Annotated in this window: 15 protein-coding genes; 14 read left to right on the forward strand and 1 reads right to left on the reverse strand. The window is 62.0% G+C overall.

The genetic code is table 11. The annotated features are described in order from the left end of the window. Positions 1-9 precede the first annotated feature (9 nt). Genes nuoL through RCH10_RS14120 form a run of 6 tightly spaced genes read left to right on the forward strand, consistent with a single transcriptional unit; the run spans position 10 to position 6,485 of the window. The gene (nuoL, locus tag RCH10_RS14095; protein ID WP_409052839.1) at positions 10-2,097 is read left to right on the forward strand and encodes an NADH-quinone oxidoreductase subunit L; all 2,088 of its coding nucleotides are present in this window, start codon (positions 10-12) and stop codon (positions 2,095-2,097) included. Positions 2,098-2,124: 27 nt separating this feature from the next. After that, positions 2,125-3,603 (forward strand): NADH-quinone oxidoreductase subunit M, encoded by a 1,479-nt coding sequence (locus tag RCH10_RS14100; RefSeq protein WP_323496199.1) that lies wholly within the window; start codon positions 2,125-2,127, stop codon positions 3,601-3,603. 13 nt (positions 3,604-3,616) lie between these two features. Next, positions 3,617-5,107, forward strand: coding sequence for an NADH-quinone oxidoreductase subunit NuoN (gene nuoN / locus RCH10_RS14105; RefSeq protein ID WP_409052840.1), 1,491 nt, complete (start codon positions 3,617-3,619; stop codon positions 5,105-5,107). Positions 5,108-5,116: 9 nt separating this feature from the next. Further along, on the forward strand, positions 5,117-5,437 hold the full coding sequence (locus RCH10_RS14110) for a DUF2818 family protein (RefSeq protein WP_409052841.1): 321 nt from the start codon (positions 5,117-5,119) through the stop codon (positions 5,435-5,437). Further along, positions 5,437-6,030, forward strand: coding sequence for an NUDIX hydrolase (locus tag RCH10_RS14115; protein ID WP_323496197.1), 594 nt, complete (start codon positions 5,437-5,439; stop codon positions 6,028-6,030). Before RCH10_RS14110 ends, RCH10_RS14115 begins: the two co-directional genes overlap by 1 nt. Positions 6,031-6,038: 8 nt before the next feature. Then, complete coding sequence (locus tag RCH10_RS14120; protein WP_323496196.1) at positions 6,039-6,485, forward strand: DUF1178 family protein; 447 nt, start codon at positions 6,039-6,041, stop codon at positions 6,483-6,485. A gap of 79 nt (positions 6,486-6,564) precedes the next feature. On the opposite strand, the gene RCH10_RS14125 is transcribed toward RCH10_RS14120, so the two are convergent. After that, entirely contained in the window at positions 6,565-8,268 is a 1,704-nt protein-coding gene (locus tag RCH10_RS14125; RefSeq protein ID WP_409052869.1) for an ABC transporter transmembrane domain-containing protein, read from the reverse strand. A gap of 227 nt (positions 8,269-8,495) precedes the next feature. Here RCH10_RS14125 and RCH10_RS14130 point away from each other — a divergent pair, with 227 nt between their 5' ends. The 8 genes from RCH10_RS14130 to RCH10_RS14165 all read left to right on the forward strand — a co-directional run bounded on the left by RCH10_RS14130 (position 8,496) and on the right by RCH10_RS14165 (position 17,648). Beyond that, positions 8,496-9,053: a MarR family transcriptional regulator gene (locus tag RCH10_RS14130; protein WP_323496194.1), complete on the forward strand. Its 558-nt coding sequence runs from the start codon at positions 8,496-8,498 to the stop codon at positions 9,051-9,053. Between the two features lie 55 nt (positions 9,054-9,108). Then, positions 9,109-10,521, forward strand: a complete 1,413-nt coding sequence (locus RCH10_RS14135; RefSeq protein ID WP_409052870.1) for an efflux transporter outer membrane subunit — start codon at positions 9,109-9,111, stop codon at positions 10,519-10,521. A 55-nt stretch (positions 10,522-10,576) separates the two neighbouring features. Beyond that, the gene (locus tag RCH10_RS14140; protein WP_409052842.1) at positions 10,577-11,962 is read left to right on the forward strand and encodes an efflux RND transporter periplasmic adaptor subunit; all 1,386 of its coding nucleotides are present in this window, start codon (positions 10,577-10,579) and stop codon (positions 11,960-11,962) included. 18 nt (positions 11,963-11,980) lie between these two features. Further along, complete coding sequence (locus tag RCH10_RS14145) at positions 11,981-13,543, forward strand: DHA2 family efflux MFS transporter permease subunit (RefSeq protein ID WP_409052843.1); 1,563 nt, start codon at positions 11,981-11,983, stop codon at positions 13,541-13,543. A gap of 184 nt (positions 13,544-13,727) precedes the next feature. Then, entirely contained in the window at positions 13,728-14,501 is a 774-nt protein-coding gene (locus RCH10_RS14150) for an ABC transporter ATP-binding protein (RefSeq protein ID WP_187051363.1), read from the forward strand. Then, complete coding sequence (locus RCH10_RS14155) at positions 14,498-15,205, forward strand: ABC transporter ATP-binding protein (RefSeq protein WP_409052844.1); 708 nt, start codon at positions 14,498-14,500, stop codon at positions 15,203-15,205. The genes RCH10_RS14150 and RCH10_RS14155 overlap by 4 nt, the downstream gene beginning before the upstream one ends. A 38-nt stretch (positions 15,206-15,243) precedes the next feature. After that, entirely contained in the window at positions 15,244-16,437 is a 1,194-nt protein-coding gene (locus RCH10_RS14160) for an ABC transporter substrate-binding protein (RefSeq protein WP_409052845.1), read from the forward strand. A gap of 11 nt (positions 16,438-16,448) precedes the next feature. Then, positions 16,449-17,648, forward strand: coding sequence for an ABC transporter substrate-binding protein (locus RCH10_RS14165; protein WP_409052871.1), 1,200 nt, complete (start codon positions 16,449-16,451; stop codon positions 17,646-17,648). The last annotated feature ends 28 nt before the right edge of the window (positions 17,649-17,676 follow it).

A 17,676-nucleotide genomic window follows, 5' to 3' on the forward strand; every position in this document is an offset into this window, starting at 1 on the left:
GTTTCAACCATGAGCGCAACGCTTTCTGCATCCACCCTGCTGGCGGTTCCCCTGGCGCCGCTGGTCGGCTCCGTCATCGCCGGTCTTTTCGGCACGAAGTTCGGCGGCAATCACATCGGTCGCAAAGTCACGCATTGGCTGACCATCCTCGGCGTCCTGGTAGCTTTCGTCATTTCGGCCCTGACGCTTAAAAGCGTCGTCGTCGATGGCGCTCGTTTCAACGCGACGTTGTACGAATGGATGGTGGTCGGCGGCCTGAAGATGGAAGTCGGCTTTCTGGTCGACGGCCTGACCGCGATGATGATGTGCGTCGTCACCTTCGTCTCGCTCATGGTGCACATCTACACCATCGGCTACATGGAAGGAGACGAAGGCTACAACCGCTTCTTCTCGTACATCTCGCTGTTCACCTTCTCGATGCTGATGCTCGTCATGAGCAACAACATGCTGCAGTTGTTCTTCGGCTGGGAGGCGGTGGGTCTGGTGTCGTATCTGTTGATCGGCTTCTGGTTCAACAAGCCGACAGCCATCTTCGCGAATATGAAGGCGTTTCTGGTCAACCGAGTGGGCGACTTCGGCTTCATCCTGGGCATCGGACTGGTCGCGGCGTACGCTGGCACGCTGAACTACGGTGAAGCCTTCCTCAAGGCCGATAGCTTGGCCACGCTCACCTTTCCCGGTACCGACTGGATGCTGATCACCGTGATCTGCATCTGCCTGTTCATCGGCGCGATGGGCAAGAGTGCGCAGTTTCCGCTGCACGTCTGGCTGCCCGATTCGATGGAAGGCCCGACTCCGATCTCGGCATTGATCCACGCGGCAACCATGGTGACAGCCGGCATTTTCATGGTGGCGCGCATGTCGCCGCTGTTCGAGTTGAGCGACACCGCGTTGAGTTTCATCATGGTGATCGGTGCTATCACCGCGCTGTTCATGGGGTTCCTCGGAATCATCCAGAACGACATCAAGCGCGTCATCGCGTACTCGACGCTGTCGCAGCTCGGTTACATGACGGTCGCGCTCGGCGCCTCGGCCTATTCGGTCGCGGTGTTTCACCTGATGACGCACGCCTTCTTCAAGGCACTGCTGTTTCTCGGCGCCGGCTCGGTCATCATCGGCATGCACCACAACCAGGACATCCGCTGGATGGGCGGCGTGCGCAAGTACATGCCGATCACCTGGATCACCTTCCTGCTCGGCTCGCTGGCGCTGATTGGCACGCCGTTCTTCGCCGGCTTCTACTCCAAGGACAGCATCATCGAAGTGGTGCACGAGAGCCATTTGTGGGGTTCCGGCTTTGCCTACTTTGCCGTGCTGGCCGGTGTATTCATCACCGCGTTCTATTCGTTCCGGCTCTACTTCCTGGTGTTTCATGGCAAAGAGCGCTACGACCAGAATCCGGACACGCATCACGATGCACACGCGACGCATGACGCGCACGACGAACACGCAAGCCACGACGAGCCCAACGTGTCGCACGACGCCCACGGCCATGATCCGCACGCCAAGCCGCACGAGTCACCTTGGGTGGTTTGGCTGCCGCTCGTGTTGCTGGCCATCCCATCCGTGGTGATCGGCTTCCTCACGATCAAGCCAATGTTGTACGGCGGCTTCTTCAAGGACGCGATCCTGATCAATGCGGAAAAGCATCCGGCGATGGAGGAATTGGCGCAAGGCTTCGAGCACGCCGGTTCAGCCGTCGGCATGGCCCTGCACGGTTTCACCGCGCTGCCGTTCTGGCTCGCGCTGGCGGGCGTCGTGTTGTCCTGGTACATGTACATGATCAATCCGGCCTTGCCGGCGGCGATCAAGCGCACGTGCGGTCCGGTCTACCGCCTGCTCGAGAACAAGTATTACCTCGACTGGATCAACGAAAACATCGTCGCGCGCGGTGCGCGGGCACTCGGCACCGGTCTGTGGAAGGGCGGCGACCAAGCCATCATCGATGGCGCCCTCGTCAATGGCTCATGGAAGCTGGTCGGTCGCATTTCCGGTGCGGTGCGCTGGCTGCAGTCCGGCTACATCTACCACTACGCTTTCGCGATGCTGGTGGGCATCTTCGTTTTGATGACGTACTTCGTCTGGTTCAACCGCTAAATTGCCGAGCGCTGGAGAAAAATAAAAATGGGTTTGTTGAGCCTTGCCATTTGGGTGCCGATTGCATTCGGCGCCGTGTTGCTGGCTTTTGGCCGTGACGAGCATGCGACGGCTGTGCGCTGGATCGCTTTGATTGGCTCCATCCTGAGCTTCATCGTCACGATTCCGCTTTTCACGCGCTTCCAGAACGGCAGCGCCGCGATGCAGTTCGTCGAAAAAGAGGGCTGGATCGATCGCTTCCACGTCAATTACCACCTGGGCATCGATGGCATCTCGATGTGGCTGGTGCTGCTGACGTCGTTCATCACCGTCGTCGTGGTGATCTCTGCTTGGGAGGTGATCACCGAGCGGGTGAACCAGTACATGGGTGCGTTCCTGATCTTGTCGGGCTTCATGATCGGCGTGTTCTCCGCGCTGGACGGGCTGCTTTTCTACGTCTTCTTCGAAGCCACGCTGATTCCGATGTACCTCATCATCGGAATCTGGGGCGGGCCGAACAAGATCTACGCGGCCTTCAAGTTCTTTCTGTACACGCTGCTCGGCTCGCTGCTGATGCTTGTCGCGCTGATTTTTCTGTACAACAAATCCGGCGGCAGTTTCGACATCCTGACGTGGCACCAGTTGCCTCTGACGGGCAGCGTGCAGACCTTCCTGTTCTTCGCCTTCTTCGCTGCATTCGCTGTCAAGGTGCCGATGTGGCCGGTCCACACGTGGTTGCCCGACGTGCACGTCGAGGCGCCCACCGGCGGCTCTGCCGTGCTGGCGGCCATCATGCTGAAGCTCGGCGCCTACGGCTTCCTGCGTTTCTCGATGCCGATCGCTCCCGACGCCTCGCACGAGTGGGCGTGGTTGATGATCACGCTGTCTCTGATCGCAGTGATCTATGTCGGCCTGGTCGCCCTTGTGCAGCAGGACATGAAGAAGCTGGTGGCGTATTCGTCGGTGGCGCACATGGGCTTCGTCACGCTCGGCTTCTTTATCTTCAGCGAACTCGGCGTGTCGGGCGGGATCGTTCAGATGATCGCGCACGGCTTTGTTTCAGGCGCCATGTTCCTCGGCATCGGCGTGTTGTACGACCGGGTGCATTCGCGCCAGATCGCCGACTACGGTGGCGTCGTCAACACCATGCCCAAATTCGCCGCCTTCGCGCTGTTGTTCGCCATGGCCAATTGCGGTCTTCCGGGCACGGCCGGTTTCGTCGGCGAATGGATGGTCATTTTGGGCGCAGTCAAATACAACTTCTGGATCGGCTTCGGTGCCGCTACGGCGTTGATCTTCGGTGCTGCCTACACACTCTGGATGTACAAGCGCGTCTACCTCGGCCCGGTCGGCAACCATCACGTCAAGGAGCTGAAAGACATCAATGCACGCGAGTTCGTGATGCTGTCGCTGCTCGCCATCGCCGTGCTGTGGATGGGCCTGTATCCCAAGCCGTTCACCGACGCGATGAACGCGTCGGTCGACGGTTTGCTTAAGCACGTCGCCGTGTCCAAGATTCCCCGCTGAAGAAGAGAACGAGATGATTGACAAACTCAGCTGGATCACGATTTACCCAGAGGTCGTCCTCCTGGTCATGGCCTGCATCATTGCGCTCGTCGACCTGTCGGGCGAGCCCGGCGCACGCCGCACGCGCACCTATGTACTGACGCTTGCCACGCTGGCGGTGGTCGCAGTGCTGACTGGCCTGAACGCGGCTGACGGCAAGACGATCTACGGCTTCGGCGGCATGGTCGTGAGTGACCCGATGGGCAACTGGCTCAAGTGCTTCGCGACGATCGCCTTGATGGTGACGCTGATCTATGGCCGGCCTTATGCGGCTGATCGCGACATGCTCCGCGGTGGCGAGATGTTCACGATCAGCATGTTCGCGCTGCTCGGCATCTTCGTCATGATGTCCGGCAGCAATTTTCTGTTGATCTACCTCGGGCTGGAGCTGCTCACCTTGTCGAGCTATGCGCTGGTCGCGCTGCGACGCGACAACGCGGTTGCCAGCGAAGCCGCCATGAAGTACTTCGTGCTCGGCGCGATGGCGAGCGGCTTCTTGCTCTATGGCTTGTCGATGATGTACGGCGCGACCGGCTCACTCGATGTCAACGAAGTCTTCAAGGCGATATCGACGCACAAGGTCAATCACCAGGTGCTGGTGTTCGGTCTGGTCTTCATCGTGGCCGGTCTCGGCTTCAAGGTCGGTGCCGCACCGTTCCATATGTGGGTACCCGACGTGTACCAGGGTGCGCCGACCGCCGTCACTTTGCTGATCGGCGCCGCGCCTGAACTGGCGGCTTTCGCCATCATCATTCGCTTGCTGGTCGAAGGCTTGTTGCCACTTGCGATCGACTGGCAACAGATGCTCGCCTTGTTGGCCATCGCGTCGCTGCTGGTCGGTAATCTGGCCGCCATCGCGCAGACCAACCTGAAGCGGATGCTGGCGTACTCAACCATCTCGCAGATGGGCTTCATGCTGCTGGGCTTGGTCGCAGGCGTGGTCAACGGCAACACGTACAACGCACAGTTTGCCTACAGCGCGTCGATGTTCTACATCGTGACCTACGTGCTTACGACTCTGGCGAGCTTCGGCATCATCCTGCTGCTCGCGCGCGAAGGTTTCGAGAGCGAAGAGATCGTCGATCTGGCGGGCCTCAACCAACGTAGCCCGCTGTATGCCGGCGTCATGGCGGTCGCGATGTTCTCGCTGGCCGGGTTGCCGCCGCTGGTCGGCTTTTACGCCAAGCTGGCGGTATTGCAGGCGCTCATCGCCTCGGGGCAGGCCATCTACATCGGCCTCGCGGTCTTCGCGGTGATCATGTCGCTCGTCGGCGCTTTCTATTACCTGCGCATCGTCAAGGTGATGTACTTCGACAAGCCGGTCACTGCCAGCACAGTCTCCGCCAGCATCGACGTGCGCTTCGTGCTGACGCTTAACGGCGCGTTGATCCTGATCCTCGGCATCGTGCCGGGCGGCTTGATGACGCTGTGTGCCAAGGCGATCATCGCCACGCTGACGAGCTGAGCGCGCCGGGTGTCGCAGAGCGCTTCGGTCTGGCTGGTGCTCATCGTGGCGCTGATTGCGGCCAACCTGCCGTTCGCCAACGAGCGCCTGCTGGCACTGGTGCCGCTCTGGAAGCACGCCAGCAAACCGCTCGCCGCACGATTTGGTGAACTGGTGCTGCTGTATTTCTTGGTGGGCGGTGTCGGTTTGCTCTTCGAGCGCCGACTCGGCCAGATCTCGCCGCAAGGCTGGGAGTTTTACGCGGTGACCGGCGCGCTCTTTATCGTGCTGGCTTTCCCGGGATTCACCTGGCGCTATTTGCTAAAACACCGCAAACACCGGGCTGGCTGATGACCGACGCGCACCTTAGAGAAGAAGCCATCGGCAGTGAAGTGCTGCTCGACGGGAACTTCCTGCACGCAAGGCGCGACACCGTGCGGTTGCCTGACGGTGCAAGTGCCACGCGTGAGTACGTCGTTCATCCCGGCGCCGTGGTGGTGATTCCGATGCTCGACGACGGCCGCATCGTGCTCGAGCGGCAATATCGCTACCCGATCGGGCAGGTGATGATCGAGTTTCCTGCCGGCAAGCTCGATGCCGGTGAAGCGCCGCTGGTATGCGGACAGCGAGAACTGCTGGAAGAAACCGGCTACACGGCCATCGAGTGGGCCCATGCGGGTGCGATGCACCTTGCCGTGGCCTATTCGACCGAAATCATTCACATCTACTTTGCGCGGGGCTTGTCTTTGGGGGAGCGTCAGCTGGACCATGGCGAGTTTCTCGATGTTTTCACCGCCACTCCCGCTGAGCTGCTCTCATGGTGCCGCGACGGTACCCTGACCGATGCCAAGACGTTGACTTGTGCGCTGTGGCTGCAAAATGTCCTCTCCGGTGCCTGGACGCTCGATTGGCAGATGGCCACGCACGCAGCCGCCAACCGATAATCGGTCGCATGAAGGTCCTCAACCTCCAATGCGCACAGGGCCACGGCTTCGAGGGGTGGTTCGCGTCGAACGAAGCCTTCGACATGCAACATGCTGGTGGTCTGGTCGAATGCCCGATGTGCGGCGACACTGGCATCGTCAAGCTCCTGACGGCGCCTCGTCTGAATCTCGGCAACTCCAGAGCGCCAGAATCCGAGCCGTCTTCATCGCGCGAAGTCTCGGCACCGACCACACCGGAGGCGCGTTGGATGCGTGCTGTCCGCGAGGTCATGGCCAACACTGAAAACGTCGGCGATCGGTTTGCCGACGAGGCACGCAAGATGCACTATGGCGAAGCCGAAGAGCGCAGCATTCGCGGTCAGGCGACGCGCGAGCAAGCCGAAGCGTTACTCGACGAAGGCATCGCGGTGATGCCATTGCCGTTGCCGCCGGCGCTCAAAGAGACGCTGCAGTAATCGACTGCCTCGTCGGCACCTGTGCCCGCCGATCAGCGCACTTGTTGCGCTGCACCCGAACCGAGTCTCAGGCCCGGCCTCAAGCTGTGAACTGCAATGCTGCGAGACGCGCGTAGATGCCGCCTTGCGCCACCAGCGCCGCATGCGTGCCCTGTTCGACAATGGCGCCATGATCGAGCACGATGATGCGATCTGCCTTTTGCACGGTCGCCAATCGGTGCGCGATCACGATCGTCGTTCGGCCCGCCATCGCGGTTTCAAGAGCTGCCTGCACCATGCGTTCGCTTTCGGCATCCAGCGCGCTTGTCGCTTCATCCAGCAGCAACAGAGGAGGGTTCTTCAGCATGGCGCGCGCGATGGCGATGCGTTGCCGCTGGCCGCCTGACAGCCGCACGCCGCGCTCGCCGAGAAAGGTTTCGTAGCCCTCAGGCAGCGCAGTCAAAAAGTCGTGCGCAAAGGCGGCGCGTGCGGCGGCATGAACCTCATCCGCGCTGGCTTCGGGCCGACCGTAGCGGATGTTCTCGAATGCGCTGGTCGAAAAGATCACCGCATCCTGGGGCACCAAACCAATGCGATGACGCAAATGATCGAGTGACAAATCAGCCAGCGGTACGCCGTCCAGCAACAGCTGACCCGACTGCGGGTCGTAGTAGCGCAGCAGCAACTGGAACACCGTGCTCTTGCCGGCACCACTGGAGCCGACCAGCGCCACGGTTTCGCCCGGCGCGACGGCGAGGCTGAAATCGCGCAGCGCCGGGGTGCCGGGGCGCGAAGGGTAGTGAAAGGTCACCGCGTCGAAGCTCACCGCGCTGCCGGAGGGCGGCACCGGCGCAGCGACCGGCCGCACGGGCGACACGATGGCGGGCACCGCGTGGAGCAATTCCATCAAACGCTCGGTGGCGCCGGCTGCACGCAGCAAGTCGCCGTAGACCTCGCCGAGCACCGCGGCCGCGCTGGCCAGAATGATCACGTACACGACCGTCTGGCCCAGGTGGCCGGCGGTGATCTCGCCGTGCAGCACGGCTTGCGTGCCTTGGTAAAGGCCCCAGAGCAGCGCCGCCGATGTGGCGATGATGATGAATGCCACGAGCACCGATCGCGCTTTGGTTCGACGTATGGCAGTGTTGAAGGCCGCGTTGGTCGATGCGTCGAAGCGCTCGGCCTCCCGCTTCTCTGCGGTGTAGCTCTGCACCACGGGAATGGCGTTGAGCACCTCCGCAGCAATGGCGCTCGAATCGGCGACACGGTCCTGGCTGGCCCGCGACAGCTTCCGCACGCGCCGACCGAACCACATGCTCGGGAGCACCACCAGCACGAGGATGAGCAGCACTTGCGTCATCACGTACGGATTCGTCCACACCAGCATCGCCAGCGCGCCGATGCCCATCACCGCATTGCGCAGGCCCATGCTGAGCGACGAGCCGACCACCGTTTGCACCAGCGTCGTATCGGCGGTAAGGCGTGACAGCACCTCGCCGGTCTGAGTCGATTCGAAGAACACGGGGCTCTGGCGCAACACGTGCGCGTACACCGCGTTGCGCAAGTCGGCCGTGACGCGCTCGCCGAGCCAACTCACCGTATAGAAGCGCAACGCCGAGAAGAGGCCCAGCGCCACGGCGACGCCAAACAGTTCCAGAAAATGGTCGCGCAGGGCCATCGTCTGAGCGCCTTTGTCGGTCGAGACGAGCCCGCCATCGATCAAGCTGCGTAACGCCAACGGAAATACCAGCGTCGTCACGGCGGCCAGGACCAGAAACAGCGCTGCCATGCCGATCTGGACCATGTAGGGCCGGAGGAAGGGCCGCAACCCAGACAGTGACTTGGGCTCGCCTTTGGCGCCAGCGGAGGTACCGGAAGCGGCAGTAGACGACACAGGGGAAGACGCAGCAGGGGCTGCGGCGGAAGGTGCAGACGGCACAGCAGGAAGAGGCATCGGATGATTCTAACGAATGCTGTCGTTACAAAGGTCGCCTTGACAGTAATTGCCGCGGCAGCTAATATTTATTCATCATGAACGAGTCAAAAAGCCAAGAAACAGCGTCTTCGCTAGGGGAAACCCCAGTCGAATCGGTGCCTGCTTTCTATAAAGCGGAGACTTATCGCGCTGAGGAGAGTGTGGGCTATCTGATGCGGCGGATCATGACCGCGGTGGGCCAGTCGGTGGAATCCAAGATGTGCGGCCCCGGCAATCCGACTTATCCGCAGTGGATTCCGCTACACAAATTGCAGATGGGCAAGGCAACCACAGTGGCCGAATTGGCGCGCGAATGCGAGCTCGATACCGGCGCCATGACACGCCTGCTCGACCGTCTTGAGAGTAAAGGACTTTGCAAGCGCGTGCGTTCACTGACCGATCGCCGCGTCGTCAACATCGAGCTGACCGATGAGGGCCGCTCTGCCGCAGAACAAGTACCGCACGTGTTGAGTCGTGTGCAAAACGAACATCTCGCCGGTTTCAGCCATGAAGAGTGGGAACAGCTCAAAGGCTACCTGCGCCGCATCCTCGACAACGCACAAGCCCTGTCGGCTCGTGGAGAAAAAAATGAAAACACTTCCTCGTCCCCTTGAGTCTTCCGCTTCCGGCACCTTCGCATTAGGTGCGCTGGCGCTCGCATCTGCACTGATGCTGGCCGGTTGCGCCGACATGGCCGGCATCGGCTCGCACGCCAAGCTGCGCGATGCCGATTCGCTTGGTTTTACTGCTGCAGTACCTTCAAACGGCACTGCAACCCTCAACCCATCGGAAGGTGTCGATCCGCGCTGGTGGACCGCTTTCGGCGACGCGCAACTCAATACGCTGATCGATCAGGCGGTCGAGGGCAATCCGAACCTGCAAGTGGCCCGCGCCCGGCTGGCTCGCGCGCAGGCTTCGGTCGATGTCATCGGCGCCGCCGACAAGCCGCAGCTCAATGGCCAGTTCGATGCCAACCGCACCAAGTTCAGCAAGAACTACATCTACCCGTCGCCGCTGGGTGGATCGATTCAGGAGATCGGCACTCTGCAGCTCAATGGCAGCTGGGAACTCGACTTCTTCGGCAAGAACCGCACTGCGCTCGACGCCTCCATCGGTTCGGCCAATGCTGCAGCTGCCGATGAGCAAGCGTCGCGCGTCATGCTCGCGGCCAATGTGGCGCGTGGATACTTTCAGTGGGCACGCTTGACCGGCCAGCTCGCGGTTGCACAACGCACCTTGGCGCAGCGCGACGAAACCTTGAAGCTGGTGCGCGACCGGGTGTCCGCCGGCCTCGATACGCGCCTCGAGCTGCGCCAGAGCGAAGGCGGTCTGCCAGAAGCGCGCCAGCAGATCGAATCGCTCAACGAGCAGATCGCCCTTGCACAGCACGCGCTCGATGCGCTCGTCGCCAAGCCGAATGTCACGCAAAGCCTGGTTCCACCTTCGCTGGACTCGGTCAAGGCGATCGCACTGCGGTCGAACATTCCGGTCGACCTGCTGGGCCGCCGCGCCGACATCGCGGCAGCGCGATGGCGCGTCGAAGCGGCCACGAGCGACGTGGCCAACGCGCGCACGCAGTTCTATCCGAACATCAATCTGACCGCGTTTGCGGGCTTCCAGTCGATCGGCTTCAGCAACCTCGTAAAGAGTGGCAGCCAGCAGTGGGGCGTGGGCCCCGCCATCCGCTTGCCTATCTTCGAAGGTGGCCGTCTGCGCGCCAACCTGCGCGGCAAGGCATCGGACCTCGACGCTGCGATCGAAACCTACAACGCCACCGTGATCGACGCGGTACGCGACGTGGCCGACCAGGTCGCCAGCGCACAGTCGATCACGCGGCAGCAAACAGAACAACGCAATGCCGAAGTCGCTGCCGAAGGCGCCTATGACATTGCGGTGCAGCGTTACCGCGCCGGCCTTGGCAACTACCTGCAGGTGCTGACGGCCGAAACGACTGTGCTGGCGCAGCGCCGGCTCGCGGTCGACCTGGCGGCGCGCGCACTCGACACGCAGGTGTCGTTGGCGCGTGCCCTCGGCGGCGGCTACCAGCCGCCGGTGAACACTGCCTCGGCAGCGATCAACTGACGAACTGTCGACCCCAATACTTCGCTGAATTTATCGATCAAGAAGACGCATCACCATGAACGACAACAACACTCCGCCAACGGCAGCTCCTGCAGCCTCCGTCTCTTCTGAAGCGCCTGCGGCCAGCAACGGCAAGCGCCGTCGCGCACTGACCGCTTTGGCAGCGGTCGTCATCGTCGTGGGTGGCGGTTGGGGCGTCTACGAATGGCTGGTCGCAAGCCACTACGAAGACACCGACAACGCTTACGTGCAAGGCAACGTCATCCAGATCACACCGCAGATCAGCGGCACCGTCATGTCCATCATGGCCGACGACACCGACTTCGTGAAAGCCGGCCAGCCGCTGGTGCAGCTCGATCCGGCGGACGCCAAGGTCGCGCTCGACCAGTCCGAAGCCGCGCTCGCGCAAGCCGTGCGCCAGGTACGTACGCTCTATGCCAACAACGGGTCGCTGGCTGCACAGGTCACGTTCCGCCAGTCGGACATCGTCCGGGCGCAGAGCGACATCGCGCGTGCGCAAGACGACCTGCAACGCCGACAAGCGCTCTCGGGCAACGGGGCGGTGTCGAAAGAAGAACTGAACCATTCCGAAACCGCTCTTGCCAACGCCAAGAGCGCGCTGGCTGCGGCCCAGGCCGGCGTCGTCACTGCACGTGAGCAGCTGTTGAGCAACCAGTCGTTGACCGATGGCACCAGCGTGGCCGAACACCCGAGCGTGCTCGCCGCCGCGGCCAAGGTCCGGGAGGCCTACCTCGCCACGCAGCGCGTCGCGATGCCCGCACCGGTCGATGGCTACGTCGCCAAGCGTACGGTGCAGTTAGGTCAGCGCGTCGCTGCCGGCACGCCGATGATGTCGATCGTGCCGCTCAACCAAGTGTGGGTCGATGCCAATTTCAAGGAAGTGCAGCTGCGCAACATCCGTCTCGGTCAGCCCGTGAAACTCACCGCCGACCTGTACGGCAAAAAGATCAAATACAACGGCAAGGTCGCTGGCCTCGGCGTCGGCACCGGTGCGGCCTTTGCACTGCTGCCTGCGCAAAACGCGACCGGCAACTGGATCAAGGTGGTGCAGCGTGTGCCGGTGCGTATCACGCTCGACCCCGAGCAACTCAAGTCGAGCCCGCTGCGTGTCGGTTTGTCGATGGACGCAGAGATCGACGTCAGCGTCAAGGACGGCAAGATGCTGGCCGACGCGCCACGTGCCTCCGCGCTGTCGCAAACTCAGGTCTACAACTCGGAAGACAACGGCTCCGACGCCGTCGTGCAAAGCATCATCGCGGCCAACCTCGGCGGTGCAGTGGCCGCAACGGCGAGCGGCGTCAAAGGCTTGGGTGCGCCCGCTGCCAAAACGATGGTTCCCGGCGCTTCGTCGTCGGCCGTGCCGCCGCAGGCCAGCGCCGCGCGGCCCGCTGCAGTTGCCATGTCGGGCAACCACAGCTAGTAGCCGCACACGCACGCGATGGCCACCGCACCCGCCGCTCACATCGTCCACGCGCCGCTCGAAGGCGCTGCGCGCGTCTGGGGCACGATAGCGCTCTCGGCCGCGACTTTCATGAACGTGCTCGATTCGTCGATCGCGAACGTATCGCTCCCCGCCATCTCCGGCGACCTCGGCGTCAGTTCGACGCAGGGCACCTGGGTCATCACCAGCTTCGCGGTGGCCAACGCCATCGCGGTGCCTCTCACCGGCTGGCTGTCGCAACGCTTCGGCCAGGTCAAGCTCTTCATGGCCAGTGTGATCCTGTTCATGGTGGCGTCGTTTCTGTGCGGTATCGCGCCGAACATGACGACGCTGATCCTGTTTCGCGCACTTCAGGGCTTTTGCGCCGGGCCCATGATTCCGTTGTCCCAAACCTTGCTGCTGGCAAGCTATCCACGCGCGCTCGCTGGCTTGGCGATGGCGATGTGGGCGATGACCACACTGGTCGCGCCGGTGATGGGGCCACTGCTCGGCGGCTACATCACCGACAACATCTCGTGGCCGTGGATCTTCTACATCAACATTCCGGTGGGCATCGTTGCGGCTTCGATCACTTGGGCGCTGTATCGCAAGCGTGACTCCGTCACGGTCAAGGCGCCGATCGATTCGGTCGGACTGACCCTGCTCGTGCTGTGGGTCGGCGCGATGCAGCTCATGCTCGACAAGGGCAAGGAGCTCGACTGGTTTCATTCACCCGAAGTGGTAACGATGGCTGTCGTCGCTGTCGTGGGCTTTGCCTTTTTCATTGTTTGGGAGCTGACCGAGAAGCATCCGGTGGTCGACCTGATGCTCTTCAAACGGCGCAACTTCTGGTCGGGCGCACTGGCGACAGCTGTGGGCTACGGCCTGTTCTTCGGCAACGTGGTGTTGCTGCCTTTGTGGCTGCAGCAGTACATGGGCTACACCGCGACACAGGCCGGCATGGTGCTGGCGCCCGTCGGCGCACTGGCCATCGTGCTGTCTCCGCTGGTCGGGCTCACCGTGGCCAAAGTCGATCCGCGGCGCTACGTCACCTTCTCGTTCCTGGTGTTCGCGCTCGTGCTGTGGATGCGTTCGCGCTTCAACACGTCGGCCGACATCGCCACCATCATGGTGCCGACGATCATCCAGGGCGTGGCGATGGCGTTCTTCTTTATCCCGCTGGTAACCATCACCCTGTCGGGCCTGACGCCCGATCGAATTCCTGCAGCTTCGGGCCTGTCGAATTTTTTACGGATCACCGCGGGCGCCATGGGCACCTCGATCGTCACGACCGTTTGGGACAACCGCGCGACGACGCACCACGCGCAACTGGCCGAGTCGATCAACCAGGGCAACTCTGCAGCAACCGGCATGATCTCCGGATTGCAAAGCAACGGCTTCAGTGCCGATCAGGTACTGGCGCAGATCAACCGGCTGATAGACCAGCAATCCTTCATGCTGGCGGCCAACGATGTTTTCTACGCGTCGGCCGTGTTGTTCATTTTCCTGATTCCGCTGGTCTGGCTCGCCAAACCGGCCAAGGGCGGCGCGGGTTCCGATGCTGCGGCTGGTGCGCACTGAATCCTGCGCGGCCGGACGCGCTTCCGGCCGCGTAGGAGAGCGCCGGGTTGCAGTGCAGCATAGGCATTTGCCCCAGTAGAAAGCGCCGAACCGCGAGATAACATGCGTCCGCGCAGCCATGGTGGCGCGCTCGAATGGACCGCATGATCGAAATTTCCTTCCAGCAACCGGGCGACCGCGCGAGATGAGCGACGTCATTCTCGAAACACGTCAGCTCACCAAGGAATTCAAAGGTTTCACCGCGGTCAGCAAGGTCGATCTGGCAGTCAAGCGCGGATCGATCCACGCCCTGATCGGCCCCAACGGCGCCGGCAAGACGACCTGCTTCAACCTCCTGACCAAATTCCTCGAGCCGACGTCCGGCACGATCCTCTTCAACGGCCATGACATCACGAGCGAGCGGCCGGCGCAGATCGCGCGCCGCGGCATCATTCGCTCGTTCCAGATTTCCGCAGTGTTCCCGCACCTCACGTTGCTCGAAAACGTGCGCCTCGGATTGCAGCGTTCACTCGGCACCTCTTACCACTTCTGGAAAAGCGAAAATTCGCTGAAGCCGCTCGACGATCGCGCTCGCGCTTTGCTGGCGGAGGTCGGGCTGGAGGACCTGGCTGAGGAGCAGACGGTAAACCTGCCGTACGGCAGCAAGCGCGCCCTCGAGATCGCCACCACGCTGGCGATGGAGCCCGAGCTGATGTTGCTCGACGAGCCGACGCAGGGCATGGGCCACGAAGACGTGCACCGCGTGGCCGAACTGATCAAACGCGTGGCCGCAGGCCGCACCATCCTGATGGTCGAGCACAACATGAGCGTGGTGTCGACCATCGCCGACACCATCACCGTGCTGCAGCGCGGCGCCGTGCTGGCCGAGGGGCCGTACGCTGAAGTCTCGAAGAACCCGCTGGTGATGGAGGCCTACATGGGCACCACCGACGGACAGCTCGCCGGCGCTCATTCATGACCGCCGCACTGGAGATCAAGGGCCTGGAAGCCTGGTACGGCGAGTCGCACGTGTTGCACGGCGTCGACATGGTCGTGCAGCCCGGCGAAGTCGTCACGCTCCTCGGCCGCAACGGGGCCGGGCGCACGACCACGCTGCGCGCCATCATGGGGCTGACGGGTGCGCGCAAAGGCAGCATCCAGGTTAACGGCGTCGAAACCATTTCGATGGCGACCTACCGCATCGCGCACCACGGCATCGGCTATTGCCCGGAAGAGCGCGGCATTTTCGCCAGCCTCTCGTGCGAAGAAAACCTGATGCTGCCGCCGCAACTTAAAGGCGCTGGCCCGGGCATGTCGGTCGAAGAAATCTACGACATGTTCCCCAACCTGGCCGAGCGCCGCCACAGCCAGGGTACGCGTCTCTCGGGCGGTGAGCAGCAGATGCTGGCGGTCGCGCGCATCTTGCGCACGGGAGCCAAGCTGCTGCTTCTCGACGAGATATCCGAAGGGCTCGCGCCCGTCATTGTTCAAGCCCTCGCACGCATGATTCACATGCTGCGTAGCAAGGGCTACACCGTGGTCATGGTCGAGCAGAACTTCCGCTTTGCCGCACCGCTGGCCGATCGCTTCTACGTGATGGAGCACGGACGCATGGTCGAGAAGTTCGGCGCTGCCGAACTCGAAGCCAAGATGCCGGTCCTCCACGAACTGCTCGGCGTTTGACTGCTCTTAAATTTCATCTTTCTTTCGGAGAAATCTTCATGAACAAGAAACTTACCGCACTCGCAATCGCCATGGGTGCTCTCGCTCTTGCCACCGCCGCTCAGGCGCAAGAGAAGGTCAAGATCGGCTTCATCACCGACATGTCCAGCCTTTACTCGGACGTCGAAGGCAAGGGCGGCGTGACGGCCATCCAGATGGCGATCGACGATTTCGGCGGCAAGGTGCTGGGCCAGCCGATCGAGCTGATGTCGGCAGACCACCAGAACAAGCCCGACATTGCCGCATCGAAGGCGCGCGAGTGGATCGATACGCAAGGCATCACGCTGCTGTTCGGCGGCACCAACTCCGGCACCGCGCTGGCGATGGCGAAGGTGGCGCAAGAAAAGAAGCGTGTCTACATCAACAACGGCGCCGGCACCTCTGCGCTCACTAACGATCAGTGCAGCCCGTATACCATCCACTATGCGTACGACACGGTGGCGCTGGCCAAGGGCACGGGTGGCGCGGTGGTCGACCAAGGCGGCAAGAGTTGGTTCTTTTTGACGGCCGACTACGCATTCGGCCAGGCGCTAGAAGCCGACACCACCGCCATCGTCAAAGCCAAGGGTGGGACGGTGCTGGGCGCGGTTCGTCACCCACTCAACGCGTCCGACTTCTCGTCGTTCCTGCTACAGGCACAGAACTCCAAGGCGCAGATTCTCGGTCTGGCGAACGCTGGCGGTGACACCATCAACTCGATCAAGGCCGCGAAAGAGTTCGGCATCAACAAGACCATGAAGATCGCCGGTCTGCTGGTGTTCCTTTCGGACGTCCACAGCTTGGGTCTGAAGAACACCGAAGGCCTGTTGCACACCACCAGTTTCTACTGGGACCTGAACGACAAGACACGCGCCTGGTCGAAGAAGTTCTTCGACAAGACCAAGCGCATGCCGACCGACGTGCAGGCCGCCGATTACTCGTTCACCACGAACTACCTGAAGGCCATCGAAGCCGCGAAGACGACCGATGCCGACAAGGTCATGGCGCAGCTCAAGAGCATGAAGATCGACGACTTCTACGGCAAGGGCCAGATTCGCGCGGACGGCCAGTACATCCACGACATGTTGCTGGTGCAAGCCAAGTCGCCGGCGGAGTCGAAGCAGCCTTGGGACTACCTGAAAGTCATCAAGGTGATGCCGGGTGAGCAGGTCTTCACGACCAAGGCCGAAACGAAATGCGCGACTTGGAAGTGATGGCGTCGACCATGAACAAGGCATTTGCCCTCTCGGTCTTGTCGGCCGCCATAGCGTTTGGCGTCGGCGCAGCGCATGCCCAAGCCACCGACAAAGTACGCATCGGTTTCATCACCGACATGTCCAGCTTGTATTCGGACGTCGACGGCAAGGGCGGCGTGACTGCCATCCAGATGGCGATCGACGATTTCGGCGGCAAGGTCAACGGCATGCCGATCGAGCTGCTCACCGCCGACCACCAGAACAAGGCCGACATCGCCGCATCGAAGGCGCGCGAATGGATGGACACGCAGGGCCTGTCGATGCTGATAGGGGGTACCAACTCTGGTACCGGTCTCGCCATGGCAAAGGTGGCGCTGGAGAAAAAGCGGCCCTTCATCGCGATCGGTGCCGGCTCCTCGGCGCTTACCAACGAACAGTGCAGCCCCTATACGGTTCACTACGCCTATGACACGGTGGCGCTGGCCAAGGGCACGGGCGGCGCGGTGGTCGATCAGGGCGGCAAGAGCTGGTTCTTTCTGACGGCCGACTACGCCTTCGGACAGGCGCTCGAAACCGATACGGCCAATGTCGTCAAGGCAAAGGGCGGCACCGTGGTGGGTGCGGTGCGCCATCCACTCAATGTGCCGGACTTCTCATCGTTCCTGCTGCAGGCACAAAACTCCAAGGCGCAGATCCTCGGTCTGGCGAACGCGGGCGGCGACACCGTCAACGCCATCAAGGCGGCGCGTGAGTTCGGTATCACCAAGACGATGAAAATGGCGGGCCTGCTCGTCTTCGTCAGCGACATCCACAGCCTTGGTCTGAAGAACACCGAGGGCCTGTTGCTCACCACCAGCTGGGACTGGAATCTCAACGACGAATCGCGCAAGTTCGGCAACCGCTACTTCGAGAAGATGAAGCGCATGCCGACCGACATCCAGGCCGCCGACTACTCGGCCACGACGACTTACCTGAAAGCCGTGCAGGCGCTCAAATCAACCGATTCCGACAAGGTCATGGCGCACTTGAAGAGCACGCCCATCAAGGACTTCTATGCCCAGGGCACGGTGCGCCCCGATGGTCGCTTCGTGCACGACATGTATCTGATGCAGGTTAAATCGCAGGCCGAGTCCAAGCAGCCTTGGGACTACTACAAGGTCGTCTCCAAATTGCCCGGCGACCAGGTGTTCACCACCAAGGCAGAGAGCAAGTGCGCTCTCTGGAAGTAACGCCCTCTACACCGTGACGCCTCGAACG

The organism is Variovorax sp. GrIS 2.14, assembly GCF_046115955.1.
In the GTDB taxonomy this organism is placed as follows: domain Bacteria; phylum Pseudomonadota; class Gammaproteobacteria; order Burkholderiales; family Burkholderiaceae_C; genus Variovorax.

What these genes read in the sequence shown, in the direction of transcription:
- nuoL (WP_409052839.1), top strand. Translation starts at nt 10, where the DNA reads ATGAGCGCAACGCTTTCTGCATCCACCCTGCTGGCGGTTCCCCTGGCG.
- RCH10_RS14100 (WP_323496199.1), top strand. Translation starts at nt 2,125, where the DNA reads ATGGGTTTGTTGAGCCTTGCCATTTGGGTGCCGATTGCATTCGGCGCC.
- nuoN (WP_409052840.1), top strand. Translation starts at nt 3,617, where the DNA reads ATGATTGACAAACTCAGCTGGATCACGATTTACCCAGAGGTCGTCCTC.
- RCH10_RS14115 (WP_323496197.1), top strand. Translation starts at nt 5,437, where the DNA reads ATGACCGACGCGCACCTTAGAGAAGAAGCCATCGGCAGTGAAGTGCTG.
- RCH10_RS14120 (WP_323496196.1), top strand. Translation starts at nt 6,039, where the DNA reads ATGAAGGTCCTCAACCTCCAATGCGCACAGGGCCACGGCTTCGAGGGG.
- RCH10_RS14125 (WP_409052869.1), bottom strand. Translation starts at nt 8,268, where the DNA reads ATGGTCCAGATCGGCATGGCAGCGCTGTTTCTGGTCCTGGCCGCCGTG.
- RCH10_RS14130 (WP_323496194.1), top strand. Translation starts at nt 8,496, where the DNA reads ATGAACGAGTCAAAAAGCCAAGAAACAGCGTCTTCGCTAGGGGAAACC.
- RCH10_RS14135 (WP_409052870.1), top strand. Translation starts at nt 9,109, where the DNA reads ATGCTGGCCGGTTGCGCCGACATGGCCGGCATCGGCTCGCACGCCAAG.
- RCH10_RS14140 (WP_409052842.1), top strand. Translation starts at nt 10,577, where the DNA reads ATGAACGACAACAACACTCCGCCAACGGCAGCTCCTGCAGCCTCCGTC.
- RCH10_RS14145 (WP_409052843.1), top strand. Translation starts at nt 11,981, where the DNA reads ATGGCCACCGCACCCGCCGCTCACATCGTCCACGCGCCGCTCGAAGGC.
- RCH10_RS14150 (WP_187051363.1), top strand. Translation starts at nt 13,728, where the DNA reads ATGAGCGACGTCATTCTCGAAACACGTCAGCTCACCAAGGAATTCAAA.
- RCH10_RS14155 (WP_409052844.1), top strand. Translation starts at nt 14,498, where the DNA reads ATGACCGCCGCACTGGAGATCAAGGGCCTGGAAGCCTGGTACGGCGAG.
- RCH10_RS14160 (WP_409052845.1), top strand. Translation starts at nt 15,244, where the DNA reads ATGAACAAGAAACTTACCGCACTCGCAATCGCCATGGGTGCTCTCGCT.
- RCH10_RS14165 (WP_409052871.1), top strand. Translation starts at nt 16,449, where the DNA reads ATGAACAAGGCATTTGCCCTCTCGGTCTTGTCGGCCGCCATAGCGTTT.